18 protein-coding genes are annotated in these 17,362 nt (G+C 70.8%); 10 read left to right on the top strand and 8 right to left on the bottom strand.

What is annotated here, in order from left to right; translation table 11 throughout:
* Nucleotides 1-30: 30 nt before the first annotated feature.
* Nucleotides 31-1,626 carry a Na+/H+ antiporter gene (locus HEK131_RS25270; protein WP_244452141.1) on the top strand — a complete coding sequence of 532 codons (1,596 nt, stop codon included), beginning with the start codon at nucleotides 31-33 and terminating at the stop codon, nucleotides 1,624-1,626.
* Here HEK131_RS25270 and HEK131_RS25265 read toward each other — a convergent pair.
* Together HEK131_RS25265 and HEK131_RS25260 are read right to left on the bottom strand one after the other, a co-directional pair.
* Entirely contained in the window at nucleotides 1,623-2,528 is a 906-nt protein-coding gene (locus HEK131_RS25265; RefSeq protein ID WP_244337130.1) for a 1-aminocyclopropane-1-carboxylate deaminase/D-cysteine desulfhydrase, read from the bottom strand. The genes HEK131_RS25270 and HEK131_RS25265 overlap by 4 nt on opposite strands.
* A 42-nt stretch (nucleotides 2,529-2,570) precedes the next feature.
* Entirely contained in the window at nucleotides 2,571-3,164 is a 594-nt protein-coding gene (locus HEK131_RS25260; protein ID WP_244337129.1) for an N-acetylmuramoyl-L-alanine amidase, read from the bottom strand.
* Nucleotides 3,165-3,487: 323 nt separating this feature from the next.
* Here HEK131_RS25260 and HEK131_RS25255 point away from each other — a divergent pair, with 323 nt between their 5' ends.
* The 6 genes from HEK131_RS25255 to HEK131_RS25230 all read left to right on the top strand — a co-directional run bounded on the left by HEK131_RS25255 (nucleotide 3,488) and on the right by HEK131_RS25230 (nucleotide 8,942).
* On the top strand, nucleotides 3,488-4,894 hold the full coding sequence (locus HEK131_RS25255; protein ID WP_217463120.1) for a family 2B encapsulin nanocompartment shell protein: 1,407 nt from the start codon (nucleotides 3,488-3,490) through the stop codon (nucleotides 4,892-4,894).
* An 88-nt stretch (nucleotides 4,895-4,982) separates the two neighbouring features.
* The gene (locus tag HEK131_RS25250; protein WP_244337128.1) at nucleotides 4,983-6,131 is read left to right on the top strand and encodes a family 2 encapsulin nanocompartment cargo protein polyprenyl transferase; all 1,149 of its coding nucleotides are present in this window, start codon (nucleotides 4,983-4,985) and stop codon (nucleotides 6,129-6,131) included.
* 230 nt (nucleotides 6,132-6,361) lie between these two features.
* Complete coding sequence (locus HEK131_RS25245; protein WP_244452140.1) at nucleotides 6,362-6,712, top strand: DUF952 domain-containing protein; 351 nt, start codon at nucleotides 6,362-6,364, stop codon at nucleotides 6,710-6,712.
* A gap of 357 nt (nucleotides 6,713-7,069) precedes the next feature.
* Entirely contained in the window at nucleotides 7,070-7,420 is a 351-nt protein-coding gene (locus HEK131_RS25240) for an STAS domain-containing protein (RefSeq protein WP_244452139.1), read from the top strand.
* The gene (locus HEK131_RS25235) at nucleotides 7,417-8,178 is read left to right on the top strand and encodes a GAF and ANTAR domain-containing protein (protein WP_244337127.1); all 762 of its coding nucleotides are present in this window, start codon (nucleotides 7,417-7,419) and stop codon (nucleotides 8,176-8,178) included. Before HEK131_RS25240 ends, HEK131_RS25235 begins: the two co-directional genes overlap by 4 nt.
* 5 nt (nucleotides 8,179-8,183) lie before the next feature.
* Nucleotides 8,184-8,942 carry a GAF and ANTAR domain-containing protein gene (locus tag HEK131_RS25230; RefSeq protein ID WP_244337126.1) on the top strand — a complete coding sequence of 253 codons (759 nt, stop codon included), beginning with the start codon at nucleotides 8,184-8,186 and terminating at the stop codon, nucleotides 8,940-8,942.
* A 22-nt stretch (nucleotides 8,943-8,964) separates the two neighbouring features.
* Here HEK131_RS25230 and HEK131_RS25225 read toward each other — a convergent pair whose 3' ends face one another.
* Nucleotides 8,965-9,996: a fatty acid desaturase family protein gene (locus tag HEK131_RS25225; protein ID WP_244337125.1), complete on the bottom strand. Its 1,032-nt coding sequence runs from the start codon at nucleotides 9,994-9,996 to the stop codon at nucleotides 8,965-8,967.
* Between the two features lie 283 nt (nucleotides 9,997-10,279).
* Nucleotides 10,280-10,675 carry a superoxide dismutase, Ni gene (sodN, locus tag HEK131_RS25220; RefSeq protein WP_217463124.1) on the bottom strand — a complete coding sequence of 132 codons (396 nt, stop codon included), beginning with the start codon at nucleotides 10,673-10,675 and terminating at the stop codon, nucleotides 10,280-10,282.
* Nucleotides 10,676-10,819: 144 nt separating this feature from the next.
* Here sodN and sodX point away from each other — a divergent pair, with 144 nt between their 5' ends.
* The gene (sodX, locus tag HEK131_RS25215; RefSeq protein WP_217463150.1) at nucleotides 10,820-11,251 is read left to right on the top strand and encodes a nickel-type superoxide dismutase maturation protease; all 432 of its coding nucleotides are present in this window, start codon (nucleotides 10,820-10,822) and stop codon (nucleotides 11,249-11,251) included.
* Here sodX and HEK131_RS25210 read toward each other — a convergent pair.
* Entirely contained in the window at nucleotides 11,137-11,784 is a 648-nt protein-coding gene (locus HEK131_RS25210; RefSeq protein WP_217463125.1) for a CGNR zinc finger domain-containing protein, read from the bottom strand. The genes sodX and HEK131_RS25210 overlap by 115 nt on opposite strands.
* 102 nt (nucleotides 11,785-11,886) lie before the next feature.
* On the opposite strand from HEK131_RS25210, the gene HEK131_RS25205 reads away from it, so the two are divergent.
* Nucleotides 11,887-12,648 (top strand): class I SAM-dependent methyltransferase, encoded by a 762-nt coding sequence (locus HEK131_RS25205; RefSeq protein WP_244337124.1) that lies wholly within the window; start codon nucleotides 11,887-11,889, stop codon nucleotides 12,646-12,648.
* 55 nt (nucleotides 12,649-12,703) lie between these two features.
* Here HEK131_RS25205 and HEK131_RS25200 read toward each other — a convergent pair whose 3' ends face one another.
* Genes HEK131_RS25200 through HEK131_RS25190 form a run of 3 tightly spaced genes read right to left on the bottom strand, consistent with a single transcriptional unit; the run spans nucleotide 12,704 to nucleotide 15,424 of the window.
* Complete coding sequence (locus HEK131_RS25200) at nucleotides 12,704-13,456, bottom strand: amino acid ABC transporter ATP-binding protein (protein WP_217463152.1); 753 nt, start codon at nucleotides 13,454-13,456, stop codon at nucleotides 12,704-12,706.
* 47 nt (nucleotides 13,457-13,503) lie between these two features.
* Nucleotides 13,504-14,439 (bottom strand): amino acid ABC transporter permease, encoded by a 936-nt coding sequence (locus tag HEK131_RS25195; RefSeq protein ID WP_244337123.1) that lies wholly within the window; start codon nucleotides 14,437-14,439, stop codon nucleotides 13,504-13,506.
* Between the two features lie 37 nt (nucleotides 14,440-14,476).
* A complete protein-coding gene (locus HEK131_RS25190; RefSeq protein WP_217463127.1) occupies nucleotides 14,477-15,424 on the bottom strand; it encodes an ABC transporter substrate-binding protein in 948 nt (315 codons plus the stop codon).
* A gap of 607 nt (nucleotides 15,425-16,031) precedes the next feature.
* Between HEK131_RS25190 and HEK131_RS25185 the strand changes: the two genes are divergently transcribed.
* Complete coding sequence (locus tag HEK131_RS25185) at nucleotides 16,032-17,255, top strand: NAD(P)-dependent malic enzyme (RefSeq protein ID WP_217463128.1); 1,224 nt, start codon at nucleotides 16,032-16,034, stop codon at nucleotides 17,253-17,255.
* Nucleotides 17,256-17,362 lie beyond the last annotated feature (107 nt).

Raw genomic sequence — 17,362 nt, 5'->3', positions numbered from 1 at the left:
GCCGCGCGGAGAACGAGGGTGGGCGAGGACATGGACGTGATGCCGCTCCTTTTGCTGGTGGCGGGGAGCGCCGCCGTCGCGGGGATCGCCCGGCGCGGGCCCGTACCCGCGCCGCTGCTCCTGGTCGGTGTCGGCCTCGTCGCGTCCTACGTGCCCGGCGTCCCCGACTACACCCTCGACCCCGAGGTCGTCCTCCCGCTGCTGCTGCCCCCGCTGCTGTACACCTCCGCCAGCGACAGCTCCTACCTCGACCTGCGCGCCCAGGTACGCCCGGTGGCCCTGCTGTCGGTCGGGTACGTCCTCTTCGCCACCGTCGTGGTCGGCTGGGTCGCGCATCTGATCATCCCCGGCCTGCCGCTGACCGCCGCGCTGGTACTGGGCGCGGTGGTGGCGCCGCCCGACGCGGTCGCCGCCACAGCTGTCGCCCGCCGGCTCGGACTGCCGTCCCGGATCACCACGATCCTCCAGGGCGAGTCCCTCCTGAACGACGCCACCGCCATCACCGCGTACAAGGTCGCGCTCGCCGCCGCCATCGGGGAGGGCGCCACCTGGGCGGGCGGGCTGCTCGAATTCCTCATCGCCGCGGTCGGTGGCGTCGGTGTCGGCCTGGTCCTGATGGCACCCCTGCACTGGCTGCGCACGCATCTGCGTGAGCCCCTGCTCCTGAACACGCTGTCCCTGCTCATCCCGTTCGTCGCCTACAGCGTCGCCGAGCAGTTCCACGCCTCCGGGGTGCTCGCGGTCGTGGTCGTCGCGCTCTACCTCGGGCACCGCGCGTGGGAGGTCGACTTCGCCACCCGGCTCCAGGAGGAGGCGGTGTGGAAGATGGTCGCCTTCATCCTGGAGTCCGCCGTCTTCGCCCTGATCGGCCTCCAGCTCCGCGTCGTCGTCGAGGGGCTCGGCGCGAACGAGGTCACCCAGGCCGTCGGATACGCCGTGATCCTCTTCCTGGTCGTCGTCCTGGCCCGGCTCGTCTGGGTCTACCCCGCCGCCTTCCTGCCCCGCCTGCTCTCCGCCAGGATCCGGGAACGCGAGGAGAACCCCACCTGGAAGGGCGCGCTGGTCACCGGCTGGGCCGGGATGCGCGGCGTGGTCTCCCTCGCCATCGCCTTCTCCGTCCCGCTCACCGTGCACGGCGGCCACCCCTTCCCCCAGCGCAACCTGATCCTCTTCCTGACCTTCACCACGGTCATCGGCACCCTGGTCATCCAGGGCCTGAGCCTGCCCCCGCTGATCCGCGCCCTCCGCTTCCCGCCCCGCGACCCGCGCGCGGACACCCTCGCCGAGGCCAACGCGCAGGCCCAGGCGTCCCGCGCGGCCGAGAACCGGCTCGAAGAACTCCTCACCGACGAGCGCAACGCGCTACCCGCCCCGCTCGCCGACCGGCTCCGCGCGGTCATGGAGCGCCGCCGCGACGCCGTCTGGGAACGCCTCGGCCAGGCCAACCCCGTCACCGGCGAGTCGGTGGACGACACCTACCGCCGGCTGTCCCGCGAGATGATCAGCGCCGAACGCGACGTCTTCGTCCGCCTGCGCGACCACCGCTACATCGACGACGAGATGCTCCGCGCCCTGCTGCGCCGGCTCGACCTGGAGGAGGCGGCCGCGTACCGGGAAGTGGCCTAAAGTCCCCTGTCCGGGAACGGGCGTCCGGTGACGACCGCGGCCACGGTCGTCCCGCGCGGGAGGGCGCCCTCCTCGGCCAGCGCGGTGAGCGCGTACAGCAACTTGGCGACATACAGCCGCTCCACGGGCACCCCGTGCCGGTCCTCGAAGTCCATCGCGAAGGCGTCCAGCTCCGGCGTCGTACGGGCGTAGCCGCCGAAGTGGAAGCGCTCCTCCAGCCCCCAGTCGCCGGTGCGCGCGCCGAACGCCCCCTCCTGCAGGGCGCGTACTTCGGCCTCCAGGAAGCCGCCCTTGAGCACCGGTACGCCGAGCGCGCGCTGTCCGGGCGCGAGGCCGGCGGCCAGTCCGGCGAGCGTGCCACCGGTGCCGCAGGCCACCGCGACGACCTCCGCGCGGTCCCGCAGTTCCTTGCCCAGCGCCGCGCAGCCGCGCACCGCCTCGGCGTTGCTGCCGCCCTCGGGGACCACGTACGCGCCCTCCGCGCGGGCCGCGCGCAGGATCGCGGCCAGGGTCTCCGGCTCGCCCTTGCGCCGGTACGCCGACCGCGCCACGAAGTGCAGCCGCATGCCGTCCGCCGCACACCTGGCCAGGGAGGGGTTCAGCGGGCGCCCGGCCAGTTCGTCGCCGCGCACCACGCCGACCGTGGGCAGCCCGAGCAGCCGCCCGGCGGCCGCGGTGGCGCGCAGATGGTTGGAGTACGCGCCACCGAAGGTGACCAGCGCCCGGCCCCGCGCCGCCTCGATGTTCGGCACGAGCTTGCGCCACTTGTTGCCGATCAGCTCCGGGTGGATCAGATCGTCCCGCTTGAGCAGCAGCCGCACGCCGTGCCGGGAGAAACGGTCGTCCCGCACCTCCGCGAGGGGGGAGGGAAGTGCCGGGGCGAGGGGGTCGGCGCTGGTCATCCGCCCATTGTCGCCGCGGGCGCGCTGTTTCCGGGAGCCGCGCTATCCCTTCAGCCGCTCCTTGACCCGCGCGCGCAGCGAGGCCATGGTGAACCCGCGCGGGTCCACCTTGCCCGGCTGCCACTCCCGGTGGCCGATGACCGAACGTTCCGTCCAGTCGTGGTGGCGGCAGATCGCCGCGGAGACCCGCACGATCGCCTCCATCTGGGCCTCGGGCCACGGGTCCTCGCCGTCGCCGAGGTTCTCGCACTCGAAACCGTAGAAGTACCGGTTGCCGTCGGTGTTGGACTCGTTGTCGGTGGGCAGCCCCTTCTCCGCGATGACCGCCCGCAGCACCTCGTCGTCACCGAGACCGGCGTGGTTGGCGCGGCCGTAGCCGACCAGGTGGACCTTGCCGTCCTTGGTGATCACGCCGTGGCAGAGCGGGCCCGGAAGGTCGTCGTAGCCCTCGCGGCACAGCTCCACGGTGCGGGCGCTGCCGCTCGTCACCGTGTGGTGGATCATGATGCCGTGGACCGGACCCCAGGGGCCCTTGTGGTTGCGGTTGTGGGTCCGCCAACTGCCGACCTCCACGACCTTGAGGCCCTCCGCCTTCAGCGCGCTCAGAAAACCGCTCGCGGACATGGGTGGGGACATGACCGCCTCCTTCGTACCGTTCGGGAAATTTCCGTACCGTGCGGGCAGGCCGCCCACAGCGGCACACCCGTAACGCTGCTTGTACCGACGGAGGGCGGTCCGGACCACATCGTTCGCATGCTGTGCGAGCCGATCCGGCCATTTCCCGGCCGGGAACACGCCGTGCGCGCGTGGACAAGGTCCCTCACTCTGCCCAGTAGTCCGATCATCCATTCCCCCTCTTTCGTGTAATGGTGCGAGCACAGTGCGTGATGGAAGGCTCAGCCCCGAGACCGGTGCCCGGCGCGATTCGGCTCCGGGCATACATGGGAGGGCAATTCCTTATGTCGGTAGGCGAAGAGGTCCGCACGGAACAGGGCAAGCCGCAGCAGTCCCTCGGCACGGCGGCCGCGCGGAACCTGGCCACCACGACCAAGTCCGTACCCCAGATGCAGGAGATCAGCTCCCGCTGGCTGCTGCGCAACCTGCCCTGGGTGGACGTCCAGGGCGGCACGTACCGGGTGAACCGGCGGCTGACGTACGCCGTCGGCGACGGCCGCATCACCTTCGTCAAGACCGGGGACCAGGTCGAGGTCATCCCGGCCGAGCTGGGTGAACTGCCCGCGCTGCGCTCGTACGAGGACGAGGAGGTGCTCACCGAGCTGGCCCGGCGGTGCCGCCAGCGCGACATCGCCGCGGGCGAGGTGATCAGCTCCTTCGGCACCCGCACGGAGGAGGTGTACCTGCTCGCCCACGGCCGGGTCGAGAAGATCGGCACGGGCCCGTACGGCGACGACGCGGTCCTCGAAGTCCTCGCCGACGGCGCCTACTTCGGTGAGCAGACGCTGCTCGACCCCGACGCCATCTGGGAGTACACCGCCCGCGCGGCCACCGCGTGCACGGTGCTCGTCCTCAGCCGTCAGGACTTCGAGCAGGTCGCCGAGCGGTCCGACTCCCTGGGCGAGCACGTCGGCCGGCTGCGCGCGCTCCCGGACCAGCGGACCAACAAGTACGGCGAGAAGGAGGTCGAGCTGGCGGCCGGCCACTCCGGCGAGCCCGACATCCCGCACACCTTCGTCGACTACGAGGCGCGTCCGCGCGAGTACGAACTCAGCATCGCCCAGACCGTGCTGCGCATCCACTCCCGCGTGGCCGACCTGTACAACCAGCCGATGAACCAGACCGAGCAGCAGTTGCGGCTCACGGTCGAGGCGCTGAAGGAGCGCCAGGAGCACGAGCTGGTCAACAACCGCGAGTTCGGCCTCCTGCACAACTGCGAGTACGACCAGCGCCTCCAGCCGCACGACGGCGTCCCCGGCCCGGACGACCTGGACGAGCTGCTCAGCCGCCGCCGGGGCACCAAGTTCCTGCTCGCCCACCCGCGCGCCATCGCGGCGATCGGGCGCGAGCTGAACAAGCGCGGGCTGGTCCCGGAGACCATCGACGTGGGCGGCAACCGCATCCCCACCTGGCGCGGTGTGCCGATCTACCCGTGCAACAAGATCCCGGTCACCGAGGCCCGCACCACCTCGATCATCGCCATGCGTACCGGCGAGGCCGACCAGGGCGTCATCGGCCTCAGGCAGTCCGGCCTCCCGGACGAGATCGAGCCCAGCCTGTCCGTCCGCTTCATGGGCATCAACGAACAGGCCGTCATCAACTACCTGGTGACCGCCTACTACTCGGCCGCCGTGCTCGTGCCGGACGCGCTGGGCGTGCTGGAGAACGTCGAGATCGGCCGGTGGCGGTGACGCGCGTACCGCGTACGGCTGTTCGCCCCGGCGGTCCCTGCCGCCGGGGCGGCGGCCCCACCGTTCGCATGGTCCGTGAGGGGGAGTCATGAGCGAGGCCGTGACGTCCGTGCCCGGAGGGCGCGAGTCGGCGGCGGCGCCGTCGGACGCCGTGCCGAGACAGCGGCCCGCGGCCGACGACGTGCCGGGGGGCGAGGTCTCGGGGGACGGCCATGAGGCGGCCGTCCTGCTGGAGCGCACCCGGGGTGTCGTGGACCCCGAACTGCGCGCCGCCATCGACTCGTTGCCCGACCAACTGCGCCGGATCGCGCTCTACCACTTCGGCTGGAGCCACGCGGACGGCACCCCGGCCGCGGGCAACGCGGGCAAGGCGATCCGGCCCGCCCTCGTCCTCGCGGCGGCCTCCGCGCTGGGCGGCGCCGAGGCGCGGGCCGCGGCCGTGCGAGCCGCCGCGGCGGTCGAACTGGCCCACAACTTCACGCTGCTGCACGACGACGTGATGGACCGCGACACCACCCGCAGGCACCGGCCCACCGCCTGGACCGTGTTCGGCGAACCCGACGCGATCCTCGCCGGGGACGCCCTCCAGGCACTGGCCCTGCGGCTGCTCGCCGACGACCCGCATCCCGCCTCCGGCCGGGCGGCCGCCCGGCTCACCGAGTGCGTCATCGAGCTGTGCGCCGGCCAGCAGACCGACACGTCCCTGGAACAGCGCCCACCCGACGAGGTCACGCTCGACGAGGTGCTCGTCATGGCCGAGGCGAAGACCGGCGCGCTGATCGGCTGCGCCTGCGCCCTGGGCGCGCTGTACGCGGGCGCCGACGACGAGGTCGTCGCGGCGCTGGACACCTTCGGCCGGCAGGCCGGGCTGGCGTTCCAGCTCATCGACGACGTGATCGGCATATGGGGCGACCCCCGGCGCACGGGCAAGCCGGCCGGCGCCGACCTAGCCGTCCGCAAGAAGTCCCTGCCGGTGGTCGCCGCGCTCACCTCCGGCACCCCGGCGGCGGCCGGACTGGCCACGCTGTACGCCCGCCCGCACACGGCGGGGGACAGCGGCGACATCGCCCGCGCGACGGCCGCCGTGGAGCAGGCGGGCGGCCGCGACTGGGCCCAGGCGGAGGCGGCGGACCGCATGGCACGGGCGGTCCAGGAACTGGCCCGCGCGGTCCCCGCCCCGGAGGCGGCGGGCGGCCTGCTGGCCCTGGCGGAGTTCGTCACCCGGCGCAGTAGCTGAGGAGGCCCGGCCGGGCCCCGCGCATCCCCACGGTGCGCGGGGCCCGGCCGCTCTAAGCTGGAGGTATGGACAGGGAAGACCACGTCTGCCCCACCTGCGGACACCCCGTCGACACGGTCGTCGGCCGCCACAAGACCCTGGGCGCCTGGGTCCCGGTATGGAAAGCGGGCCCGTGCCACAACCCGGAGTGCGCCGAGTCCGCGGCCAGCCCCGACCGTAACGTGGGGGCCATGCCGAAGCAGCCGTACATCCTCCACCTCACCGAACGCGCCCTGTGGGACGCGGCCCGCGAACACGGCACCTACGAGGTGTCCACCCGCGGCCGCACGCTCCAGGAGGTGGGCTACATCCACTTCTCCACCCGCGATCAGCTCCCTCGGGTCGCGGCCTTCCTGTACGGCGACGACCCGGGCCGGGACGACCTGGTGACCCTGGTCGTGGACCCCGCCCTGCTGGACGTACCGGTGAAGTACGAGGCCATGCCACCCGAGGGGGAGGAGTTCCCCCACGTGTACGGCCCGCTGCCGGTGGCCGCGGTGGTGGACGTGGAGCCGTGGAGCGGGGCTCGGACGCCCGGGTAGGCCGGTGCCGCAGGGCCAGGAGGGCCCGAAGTGATCCCGGAGACCCCGGCGGGGTCGGGGCCGCCCGGTACCGGACAGCTCCCCCCGGCGAACTACTGTGCGTTTTCCCCATGCCGCGTAGACTGATGCCGCGTCCTTGACCCCGGCGCCCTCTGTCGAGTGACGGCGCGGCCTCCGGTGAGCGGACTTCCAGGCGTCGCGTACGCAGGTGATCTCCTGTCGGCGGTAGCACCCGTCCCCCGGCAATCCCGCTGTACTCCTTCGAGCGTGCCCGCGCCTCTCACCTCCCGGTGGCGCGGTACGGGTCCGGGAAGCCGAGGCGTCACCGTGTCTGCCACTCCGTCAGTCGTGCATACGATGAATCTCCACCGGTGCGATGGCCGGGCGACCATCTGCCTGGAGGGAGAGATCGACCTGTCCACAGTCGCCGCCGTCCGCGCGGCCCTGGCCACCTGCCACACCTACGGCATCAGGGACATCGATGTGGACCTCACCGCGGTCACCTTCTGCGACGTCAGCGGCCTGAACGCCTTCCTCGCCGCCGCACGGCGCTCGGTCGCGGCGCGAGGACGCCTGCGGCTGCACCACCCCGCTCCCGTCGTCCGCCTGCTCCTGGACCTGACCCGCACCGGGTTCCTCCTGGCCGAGGACCGCCCGTCCGCCGAGCCGGCTCCGGCCGGGGCTCTCCAGCCCAGAGAGGCCGCATGATCAGTGACGGCTTGGCGGAGATCCTGCGGCTGCTCCGGGACGAGACATGGCCGGACGTCGCGGCGAACGCGACCGCGCTGTTCGCCGTGGACGGGATCGCGGTCAGCGCGAACGGCGGATCGGGCGCGGCGGAGATCCTCTGGTCCTCGGAGGGGATCGCACGCGGCTTCGAGGATCTGCAGCTCACACTCGGCCAGGGCCCCGGCCCGGACTGCCTGGCCCATGGCATCCCGGTGCGGGTCCCCGACCTGGCCCGCGTGCGGGCGGACCGCTGGCCCGCGCTCCTGACCGAGCTCCCCGGCCTGACCATGCGGGCGGTGTTCTGCTTCCCGCTGCGCATCGGGGCCATCACGCTGGGCGTGCTGACCCTGGTCCGGGGTACGCCCGGCCACCTCACCCCGGCGCAGGGCGACGACATCACGGTGCTCGCGCGCGCCCTGAGCACCTACCTGCTGGACCTCGGAGATCCTCTGCTGTCCTCACTCGAGGACCCGGACCTGGCCGGCCCGCTGCCGCACCAAGCGGTACTGCACCAGGCGACCGGCATGGTCAGCGTCCAGCTCGGGGTCCCCCTGGCGGAGGCGCTGCTGCGGCTGCGCGCCCACGCATACGGCACCAACCGCCCGCTGACCGAGACGGCCCGGGACATCGTGGCCAGGCGACTGCGGCTCGCCCCCGACCCGCACCCGACGAATCTCACCGAAGACGCAGATCTCACCGAAGATGCAGATCTCACCGAAGACGCAGACGAGGACTGATCTCCATGGCAACCCGTGAACAGCAACTCACCGAGGTCTTCGTCGAGGTAGCCGACTCCCTGACCGACGACTTCGACGTCATCGATTTCCTGCAGAAGCTGTCCGTGCGCTGCATGGAACTCCTGGACGTCGCCGCCGTCGGCATCCTGCTCTCGGACGAGAACGGAGGGCTCCACGTCCTGGCCGCCTCCGACGAGGACACCCGCCTCCTCGAACTCCTGGCCCTCCAGCACGACCAGGGTCCCTGCGTCGACTGCTGCAACGACGGCCGGCCGCGGGTCAACATCAGCCTCACCGATCCTGAGGCCGCCGCCCGCTGGCCCCAGTTCGCCCGCAGCGCCCGGGAGACCGGGTTCACCGCGACGAACGCCCTGCCGCTGCGGCTGCGCGGACGGATCATCGGCGCGCTCAACCTCTTCCGGACCAGCCCGGAACCCCTGGCCGCACAGGACATCGCCCTCGGCCAGGCGCTCGCCGACGTGGCCACCATCGCCATCCTGCAGCAGCGCACCCTCGCGCACATCGAGGCCGAACGTGATCAGCTCCAGTACGCCCTGAACAGTCGCATCGTCATCGAGCAGGTCAAGGGCATCCTGGCCGAGCGCTGGCAGATGCCCATCGACGAGGCGTTCGGCATCTTCCGCGCCTATGCCCGCGCCCACAACCGCAAACTCTCCGGTCTCGCCAGGGCCATCGCCGAGGGCGAGCAGGACACCGACTCGATCCGTACGCTCCCGGCGGGTCCCACCGACACGGGCGCCTGACGAACTCCCGGGGCTCCGCGCCCTAGGACGGGGTCCTGGCCGCGCGCAGTGGTGCTCCGGCCTCGTGCAGGCTGCTCAGTGCCTGCCGGTAGGAGGCCACCAGGCTGGTCTCCAGGTAGGTCACGCCCAGCTCCTCGCAGTAGCGGCGGACGATGACCTGTGCCTTGCGCAGGTTCGGGCTCGGCATGCTCGGGAAGAGGTGGTGCTCGATCTGGTAGTTCAGGCCGCCCAGCACGATGTCGGTGAGCCGCCCGCCGTGGATGTCGCGGGAGGTGAGGACCTGACGGCGCAGGAAGTCGGGGCGGTCGTCGCCGGTCAGGGTCGGCATGCCCTTGTGGTTGGGGGCGAAGATCGAGCCGAGGTACACCCCGAAGAGGCACTGGTGCACGGCGAGGAAGGCGACCGCCATGCCGGGGGGCAGCACGAGGAACAGCGCGGTGAGGTAGGCGGCGATGTGTCCGATCAGCAGGACGCCCTCCAGGAACCGGCACCTGAGTGAGCGGTCCGCCAGTGAACGCACGCCCGCCACATGCAGGTTGAACCCCTCGAGGGTGAGGAGGGGAAAGAACAGGAAGGCCTGCGAACGGCCGACCAGCCGGGGCACTCCGGTGGCGGCGTGGGCCTGCGACTTCGTCCAGACCAGCAGGTCGGGAACGAGGTCGGGATCGAGTTCCTCGTGGTTGGGGTTGGCGTGATGGCGGGTGTGCTTGTCCTGCCACCAGCCGTAGCCCATGCCGATCCCCGCGTTCCCTGCGATGCGCCCGGACACCTCGCTGGCCCGGCGGAGCCGGAAGACCTGCCGGTGGGCGATGTCGTGAGCCACCAGGGCGACCTGGCCGTAGGCCACGGCGAGCGCCGCGGCGACGGCCAGCGTCCACCAGCTCACGCCGACCACGACGAACGCGGCCCAGCAGCCCGCGTAGAAGGCCACCACGGCGGTGATACGGGTCGCGTAGTACCCCGGGCGTCGGCCCATCAGGCCACTGGCGGCGACCAGCTTCGACAACTGGGCGAAGTCGCTTCCCGCGCCCCGCGCGGAGGTTTCGGTGATCACGATCGTGACCCTTCCGGTGGATGGCGCCCGGAGCCGGCCGCTCCGGAGTCCACTCCACGCACCCGGCGGCGGGGTCACGGCCTTGGAAGGTTGCGAGGATGCCGACGCCGTTGCGGGTACCCCGGAAACGGCCCACGGCACATGGATCAGCCGCAGGTGAAGCCTCCGGCCGCCCCGGCCCCGGCGCGCAAAAGACCGCACCCGGAGCCCTGGGGGCGCCGGGTGCGGCCGGGGACACTGCAAAGTCAGGAAATTGCAGGTCGAAAAAGGTCGATCTCAGAGATCAGGCCTTCTTGGTCTCCCAGAAGATCTTGTCGATCTGGGCGATGTAGTCCAGAGCCTTCTGACCCGTGGCCGGGTCCGAGGACGCCTTGGCGGCGGAGAGGGACTTGACCGCCTCGTTGACCAGGGTGTGCAGCTCCGGGTAGCTCTCGAAGTGCGGCGGCTTGAAGTAGTCGCTCCAGAGCACGTCCAGGTGGTGCTTGGCGAGCTCGGCGCGCTGCTCCTTGATCACCGTGGCACGGATCTGGAAGTGCGGGTCGTCGTTCGCGGCCATCTTCTCCTGGATGGCCTTGACCGACTCCGCCTCGATGCGGGCCTGAGCCGGGTCGTACACACCGCAGGGCAGGTCGCAGTGGGCGCTGACCTTGACCTTGGGGGCAAACAGGCGGGAAAGCATGGAGCGTTCCTTCCTCGTGATCGTCTTCTCAGGTGGGACATTACTCCCTGAGGGACTGGTTTTCCCGAGTGCCCCCCAGCGCTTAGGACAAAAGTCCGGGGTCAGACTGAGACTGTGGAGGAACGGACCGGGGAGGTGCCGGGGATGCCGGAGCTGTCGCAGGACGCCGAGCGGGGCAGAGCGCTGCCGCCCTTCGGGCTGGCCGAGGTCACGGGTCCCTCCATGGTGCCCACGCTGCACCACGGGGACCGCCTGCTGCTGCGGTACGGCACTCCGGTCAGGCCGGGGGAGGTCGTCGTCCTGCGCCACCCCTTCCAGCAGGACCTGCTGGTCGTCAAGCGTGCGGTCGAACGGCGCGAGGGCGGCTGGTGGGTGCTCGGCGACAACCCGTACGCCGGCGGGGACAGCACCGACTACGGGGTCGTCCCCGAGGAGCTGATCCTGGGGCGGGCCTGGCTGCGCTACCGCCCGCTCGCCGGCCGGCGCTCGCCGCTGGCGCTGGTGCGCTGGGCGTTCTCGGCGGCCAGACCGCTGCTGTCGGACCGGTCGGCGGCCAGGCGCTTGCGGGCGCGGTAGGCGGCGACGTTGGCGCGGGTGGCGCAGCGGTCGGAGCAGTAGCGGCGGGAGCGGTTGGTGGAGGTGTCCAGGTAGGCGTTGCGGCAGGGTGCGGCCTGGCACAGGCCCAGGCGGTCGACGCCGTACTCGGTCAGATGGAAGGCCAGGCCCATCGCGGCGATGGCCGCGTAGCCGGCGGTCACGTTCGACGGGTGGTCGGCCAGGTGCATGTGCCACAGCGGGCGGCCGTCGTCGTCGCGGATGTCGTGGCCCGAGATCTGCGGGCTGACCGGGAACTCCAGCAGCAAGGAGTTCAGCAGGTCCACGGCCAGCGTCTCGTCCCCCTCGTCCGCCGCCTCGAACACCGCGCGCAGCCTGCCGCGGACCGAGCGGAAGCGGGTGACGTCGGCGTCGGTGGCGCGGCGGGCCGCCGAGGCGTTGCCGCCGAAGAGGTCGCGTACGGCCTCTACCGAGGTCAGGGAGTCCTTGCCCTGGCCCGGCTCCTCGCTGTTGACGAGACGTACGGCGTAGTCCGAGTAATGGGCCAGTTCCACTTGTAGTCCTTACGGGGGCGCTCTATGGTCATGTCTGCGGTCGGGTAACAGCCGGGCGCGCTTCCAGGGTATTACGCGTGCACGGAAGGGGACGTGGAAAACGTGACCACCATAGGTACGGGTACGGACTGGGCCGCCTGGCAGGAGAGCTGGGACCGGCAGCAGGAGTGGTACATGCCCGACCGTGAGGAGCGGTTCCGGGTCATGCTCGACATGGTCGAGGCGTTCGCCGGCACCGCCCCGCGCGTGCTCGACCTCGCCTGCGGCACCGGCACCATCACCGCGCGGCTGCTGGCCCGCTTCCCCGGGGCGACCAGCACCGCCGTCGACCTCGACCCGGCCCTGCTCGCCATCGCGCGCGGCACCTTCGCGGGCGACGACCGGGTCACCTTCGTGGAGGCCGACCTCAAGGACCCGGACTGGCCGGCGGCCCTGCCGCACCGGAGCTACGACGCCGTCCTCACGGCCACCGCGCTCCACTGGCTGCACACCGAGCCCCTCACCGCTCTCTACGGGCAGCTCGCCGGGCTGGTGCGGGACGGCGGGGTCTTCATGAACGCCGACCACATGGCCGACGAGTCCACGCCCCGGATCAACGCCGCCGAACGTGGCCGGCGCCACGCCGAGATGGAGCGGGCCAAGCGGGACGGTGCGCTCGACTGGGCGGAGTGGTGGCAGCTCGCCGCCCAGGACCCGGTCCTCGCCGGACCCACCGCCCGCCGCTTCGAGATCTACGGCGAACACGCGGACGGCGACATGCCGTCCGCGGCCTGGCACGCGGCCGCCCTGCGCGAGAAGGGGTTCGCGGAGGCCCGGCCGGTGTGGTGTTCGCCCTCGGACACACTGCTGCTCGCGCTGAGGTGAGACAGGGGCGAGGGGCGGTACGGGGTCACCCCGTACCGCCCCTCGCCCTCTCCGCTTACAGCACCTTCGACAGGAACGACTTGGTGCGGTCGTGCTGGGGGTTGGTCAGGACGTCGCGGGGGTGGCCGGACTCGACGACCACTCCGCCGTCCATGAAGACCAGGCTGTCGCCGACCTCGCGGGCGAAGCCCATCTCGTGGGTCACGACGACCATCGTCATGCCGGACTCGGCGAGGTCGCGCATGACGTCGAGGACGTCACCGACCAGCTCCGGGTCCAGCGCCGACGTCGGCTCGTCGAACAGCATCAGCTTGGGCTCCATGGCGAGCGCCCGGGCGATCGCCACGCGCTGCTGCTGGCCGCCGGAGAGCTGGGAGGGGTAGTTGCCCGCCTTGTCGGCGAGGCCCACCCGCTCCAGGAGCTGCATCGCCTGCTCCTGCGCGGCCCGCCTGGAGACGCCCTTGACCTGCACGGGCGCCTCGGCGACGTTCTCCGCGGCCGTCATGTGCGGGAAGAGGTTGAAGCGCTGGAAGACCATGCCGATGTCCCGGCGCTTCAGCGCGACCTCGCTGTCGCGCAGCTCGTACAGCTTGTCGCCCTTCTGGCGGTAGCCGACCAGCTCGCCGTCGACGTACAGGCGACCGGAGTTGACCTTCTCCAGGTGGTTGATGCACCGGAGGAACGTCGACTTGCCGGAACCGGAGGGGCCGATGAGGCAGAACACCTCGCCCGGCTTCACCTCCAGGTCGATGCCCTTGAGCACCTGCACGGCGCCGAAGGACTTGTGCACGCCCTCGGCCTTCACCATCGGGACGTTCGCCTTCGGCGGGGTGTCCGTCTTGCTCAGCTTGTCGGTCATGCCGCGCCTCCCTTCGGACGGCCCAGGGAGAACATGTTCGCCTTCACCTTCTGCCACGGGGTGGCAGGCAGTTGACGGCTCGAGCCTCGGGCGTAGTAGCGCTCGATGTAGTACTGGCCGACGCTCAGGACCGAGGTCATGATCAGGTACCAGGCCGCGGCCAGGAAGTACATCTCCACCGGTGCGCCGGAGTTCTGGCCGATGTCCTGGGCGTAGCGGAAGAGTTCCGGATACTGGACGGCCGCCACGAGCGAGGTCGTCTTCAGCATGTTGATCACTTCGTTGCCCGTGGGCGGCACGATCACGCGCATCGCCTGCGGGATGACGACCCGGCGCAGCGTCTTGGCGTGGCTCATGCCCAGCGCGTGGGACGCCTCGGTCTGGCCCTCGTCCACCGCGAGCAGGCCGGCCCGGCAGATCTCCGCCATGTACGCGGCCTCGTTGAGGCCCAGGCCGAGCAGCGCCGTCAGCAGCGGCGTCATGAAGTCGGACCAGTAGTTCTTGTAGATCGGGCCCAGGTTGATGTACTCGAAGACGAGCCCCAGGTTGAACCACAGGAACAACTGCACCAGCACCGGGGTGCCGCGGAAGAACCAGATGTAGAACCAGGCGATCGACGAGGTCACCGGGTTCTTCGACAGCCGCATCACCGCGAGGACGATGCCGCCGACGATGCCGATCACCATCGACAGGACCGTCAGCAGCAGGGTCTTGCCGACGCCGGTCAGGATGCGGTCGTCGAAGAAGTAGTCGGGGATCGCCTGCCAGTTGATCTTGCCCTGGCTGAACGCGTACACGATCGCCACGAGCAGGGCGATGGCGACGACGGCGGACACGTACCGCCCGTAGTGCCGTACCGGGATGGCCCTGATGGCCTCCGGCGCGGCCGAGGGAGCGCCCTGCTCCCCGGCCGTCTTCTCGATCTCAGTCACAGGTATTGCCTCTCGGTGGCCGCTGAGGTTCCGCGGATCACTTGCCGCCGTTGATCACGGCTTCCTTGACGGCGCCGTCCTGCGCGCCCCACTTCTTGAGGATCTTGTCGTACTCGCCGTTCTTGACGATCTCGTTCAGCGCGGCCTTCAGGGCGTCGCGCAGCTGCGTGTCCTTCTTGGCCACGGCGATGCCGTACGGCGCGGCCTCGACCTGGTCGCCGACGACCTCGAAGTCCTTGCCGCCGCCGGAGGTCTTCACCGCGTAGGCGGCGACCGGGAAGTCGGAGGAGGCGGCGTCCACGCCACCCGAGCGCAGCCGGGTCTGGGACTGCTGGTCGTCGTCGAACGGCTCGATGCTGATCTTCTTGCCGGCCGGGCACTTCTTGGTCTCCTGCTTGGCCAGGTCCTCCGAGACCGTGCCGCGCTGGACGGCGAGCTTCTTGCCGCACAGGTCCGACCAGCCGGCGATGCCGTTGGTGTCGCCCTTGCGCGTGTAGATGGAGACGCCCGCGGTCAGGTAGTCGACGAAGTCGACGCCCTCACCGACCTTCTTGCCCGTGTCGGGGTCGACGCCCTCCTGACGGTTCTTGTTGTCCGTCATCGCCGACATGGCCATGTTGAAGCGGCCGGAACGCAGACCGGTGAGGAGACCGTCGAACGTTCCCTCCTCGAAGGTGAACTTCACGCCGAGCTGGTCGCCGAGGGCGGTGGCGATGTCCGGGTCGATGCCGACGACCTTGCCCGAGGAGTCCTTGAACTCGACCGGGGCGTAGTGGATGTCGGAGCCGACCTTGATCTCGCCCTTGTCCCGGAGGTCGGAGGGGAGCAGGTCGGCGAGGGGGGCGCTGCTGTCGGTACTGCCGGAGTCCTTGCCCTTGGTCTGGTCACCGCAGCCGGTGAGGAGCAGGGAGCCCGCGACCGCGATCGCACCGACCGCTGCGATCCGGGACCGTGCGGTCGTACGACGGGTGGAGCTTGCGGTCATCGTGGTTCCTCCGGCGGATGGGAAGAGAAGACGTACCGATGGGTCGACGAGAACACACACCTTCGGGTGTCGCGACCTCGTGGGTTTACGGCATCTTGCCATTCGGACTGGGCCATTCAGGGGCGTCACAATGTCAAAATCGGATAACGGGTGATCGAGAACCGCATCAGGTCGGTACATCCGCGCTCCATTCATGCCGGATGATCTGCGGAAATACGCTGTTCACACCGGAAGATCCGTACCGGGTCTCACGATGCGGACGAGTGGTGTGCGGTGTTTCGGGGGGTTCGCGAGGCGCTTGAGGTTCCTTTGAGGTGCTTCTGCGGCCCTCCGTGCGGAGGGCTCGGGGAGGGGCCGAGGTGGTCTCTCCGCGCCCGCCGGCATTCCGGGGCGACATGTGACCTTGCGCCTAATGGACTCGTGGTCCGCCCGTCCGTCCGGTATGAAGGTTCTTTACACCCCTCATCCGGGGCTCAGGGCGCGTGTGCGGCGCGCCCGTCGCGTATGTGCTCGTACGTATCCGTCAACCGAGCCGTGCGCGGTGCCCGCCCACTCCTCACCCGGAGTGGTCGACCCTCAACCATGCATACCTAAGGGGTAAGACAAAGTGGCAGCGGAGATCGTCAATCCTCGCAGCGACAGCGGTGCCGGACCGGAGGGCGGGGCCGAGCCCCTGGACTCCTTCGACCCCGCTTTCGCGCTGCACCGCGGCGGCAAGATGGCCGTGCGGGCCACCGTGCCGGTCCGGGACACGGAAGACCTTTCCCTCGCGTACACCCCCGGCGTCGCTCGCGTGTGCACCGCGATCGCGGAACAGCCGGAGCTGGTCAACGACTACACCTGGAAGTCCTCGGTCGTCGCCGTCGTCACCGACGGCACGGCCGTGCTCGGTCTCGGGGACATCGGTCCCGAGGCGTCCCTCCCCGTGATGGAGGGCAAGGCGATCCTGTTCAAGCAGTTCGGCGGTGTCGACGCGGTGCCGATCGCCCTCGACTGCACCGGAGTCGACGAGATCGTGGAGACCGTCGTCCGGCTCGCCCCGTCCTTCGGCGGTGTGAACCTGGAGGACATCTCCGCGCCTCGCTGCTTCGAGATCGAGCGGCGCCTGCAGGAGCGGCTGGACATCCCGGTCTTCCACGACGACCAGCACGGCACCGCCGTGGTCACGCTGGCGGCGCTGCGCAACGCGGCCCGGCTCAGCGGACGTGAGATCGGGCAACTGCGCGTCGTCATCTCCGGGGCCGGGGCGGCCGGTGTCGCCATCGCCCGGATGCTGATCGAGGCCGGTATCGGGGACGTCGCGGTCGCGGACCGCAAGGGCGTCGTCTCCGCGGACCGTACCGATCTGACCGACGTCAAGCGGGAGTTGGCCTCCTTCACCAACAAGGCGGGGCTCACCGGCACGCTGGAGGACGCGCTGGCCGGCGCCGACGTGTTCATCGGCGTCTCCGGCGGGACGGTCGCGGAGGAGGCGGTCGCCTCCATGGCGAAGGGCGCCTTCGTCTTCGCCATGGCCAACCCGAACCCCGAGGTGCACCCGGAGGTCGCGCACAAGTACGCGGCCGTCGTCGCCACCGGGCGTTCCGACTTCCCGAACCAGATCAACAACGTGCTGGCCTTCCCCGGCATCTTCGCCGGCGCGCTCCAGGTGCGGGCCTCCCGGATCACCGAGGGCATGAAGATCGCCGCGGCCGAGGCGCTCGCCGCGGTCGTCGGCGACGACCTCGCCGCCGACTACGTGATCCCCTCGCCGTTCGACGAGCGGGTCGCCCCGGCGGTGACCGCCGCTGTCGCGGCCGCCGCCCGTGCCGAGGGTGTCGCCCGGCGCTGACACGGCGCACAAGCGTCCGAACGGAACGGCCTCGCCCGGCAGGGCGGGGCCGTTCCTGCGTCCGGGGTGTCCAGACGGTCCGGGCCGGTTCAGTCGGTCCGGGGCGT

It is taken from the genome of Streptomyces seoulensis (assembly GCF_022846655.1).
GTDB lineage: Bacteria > Actinomycetota > Actinomycetes > Streptomycetales > Streptomycetaceae > Streptomyces.
Note: the sequence above shows the minus strand (reverse complement) of the source record. Positions and strands in the feature narration are given on the sequence as shown.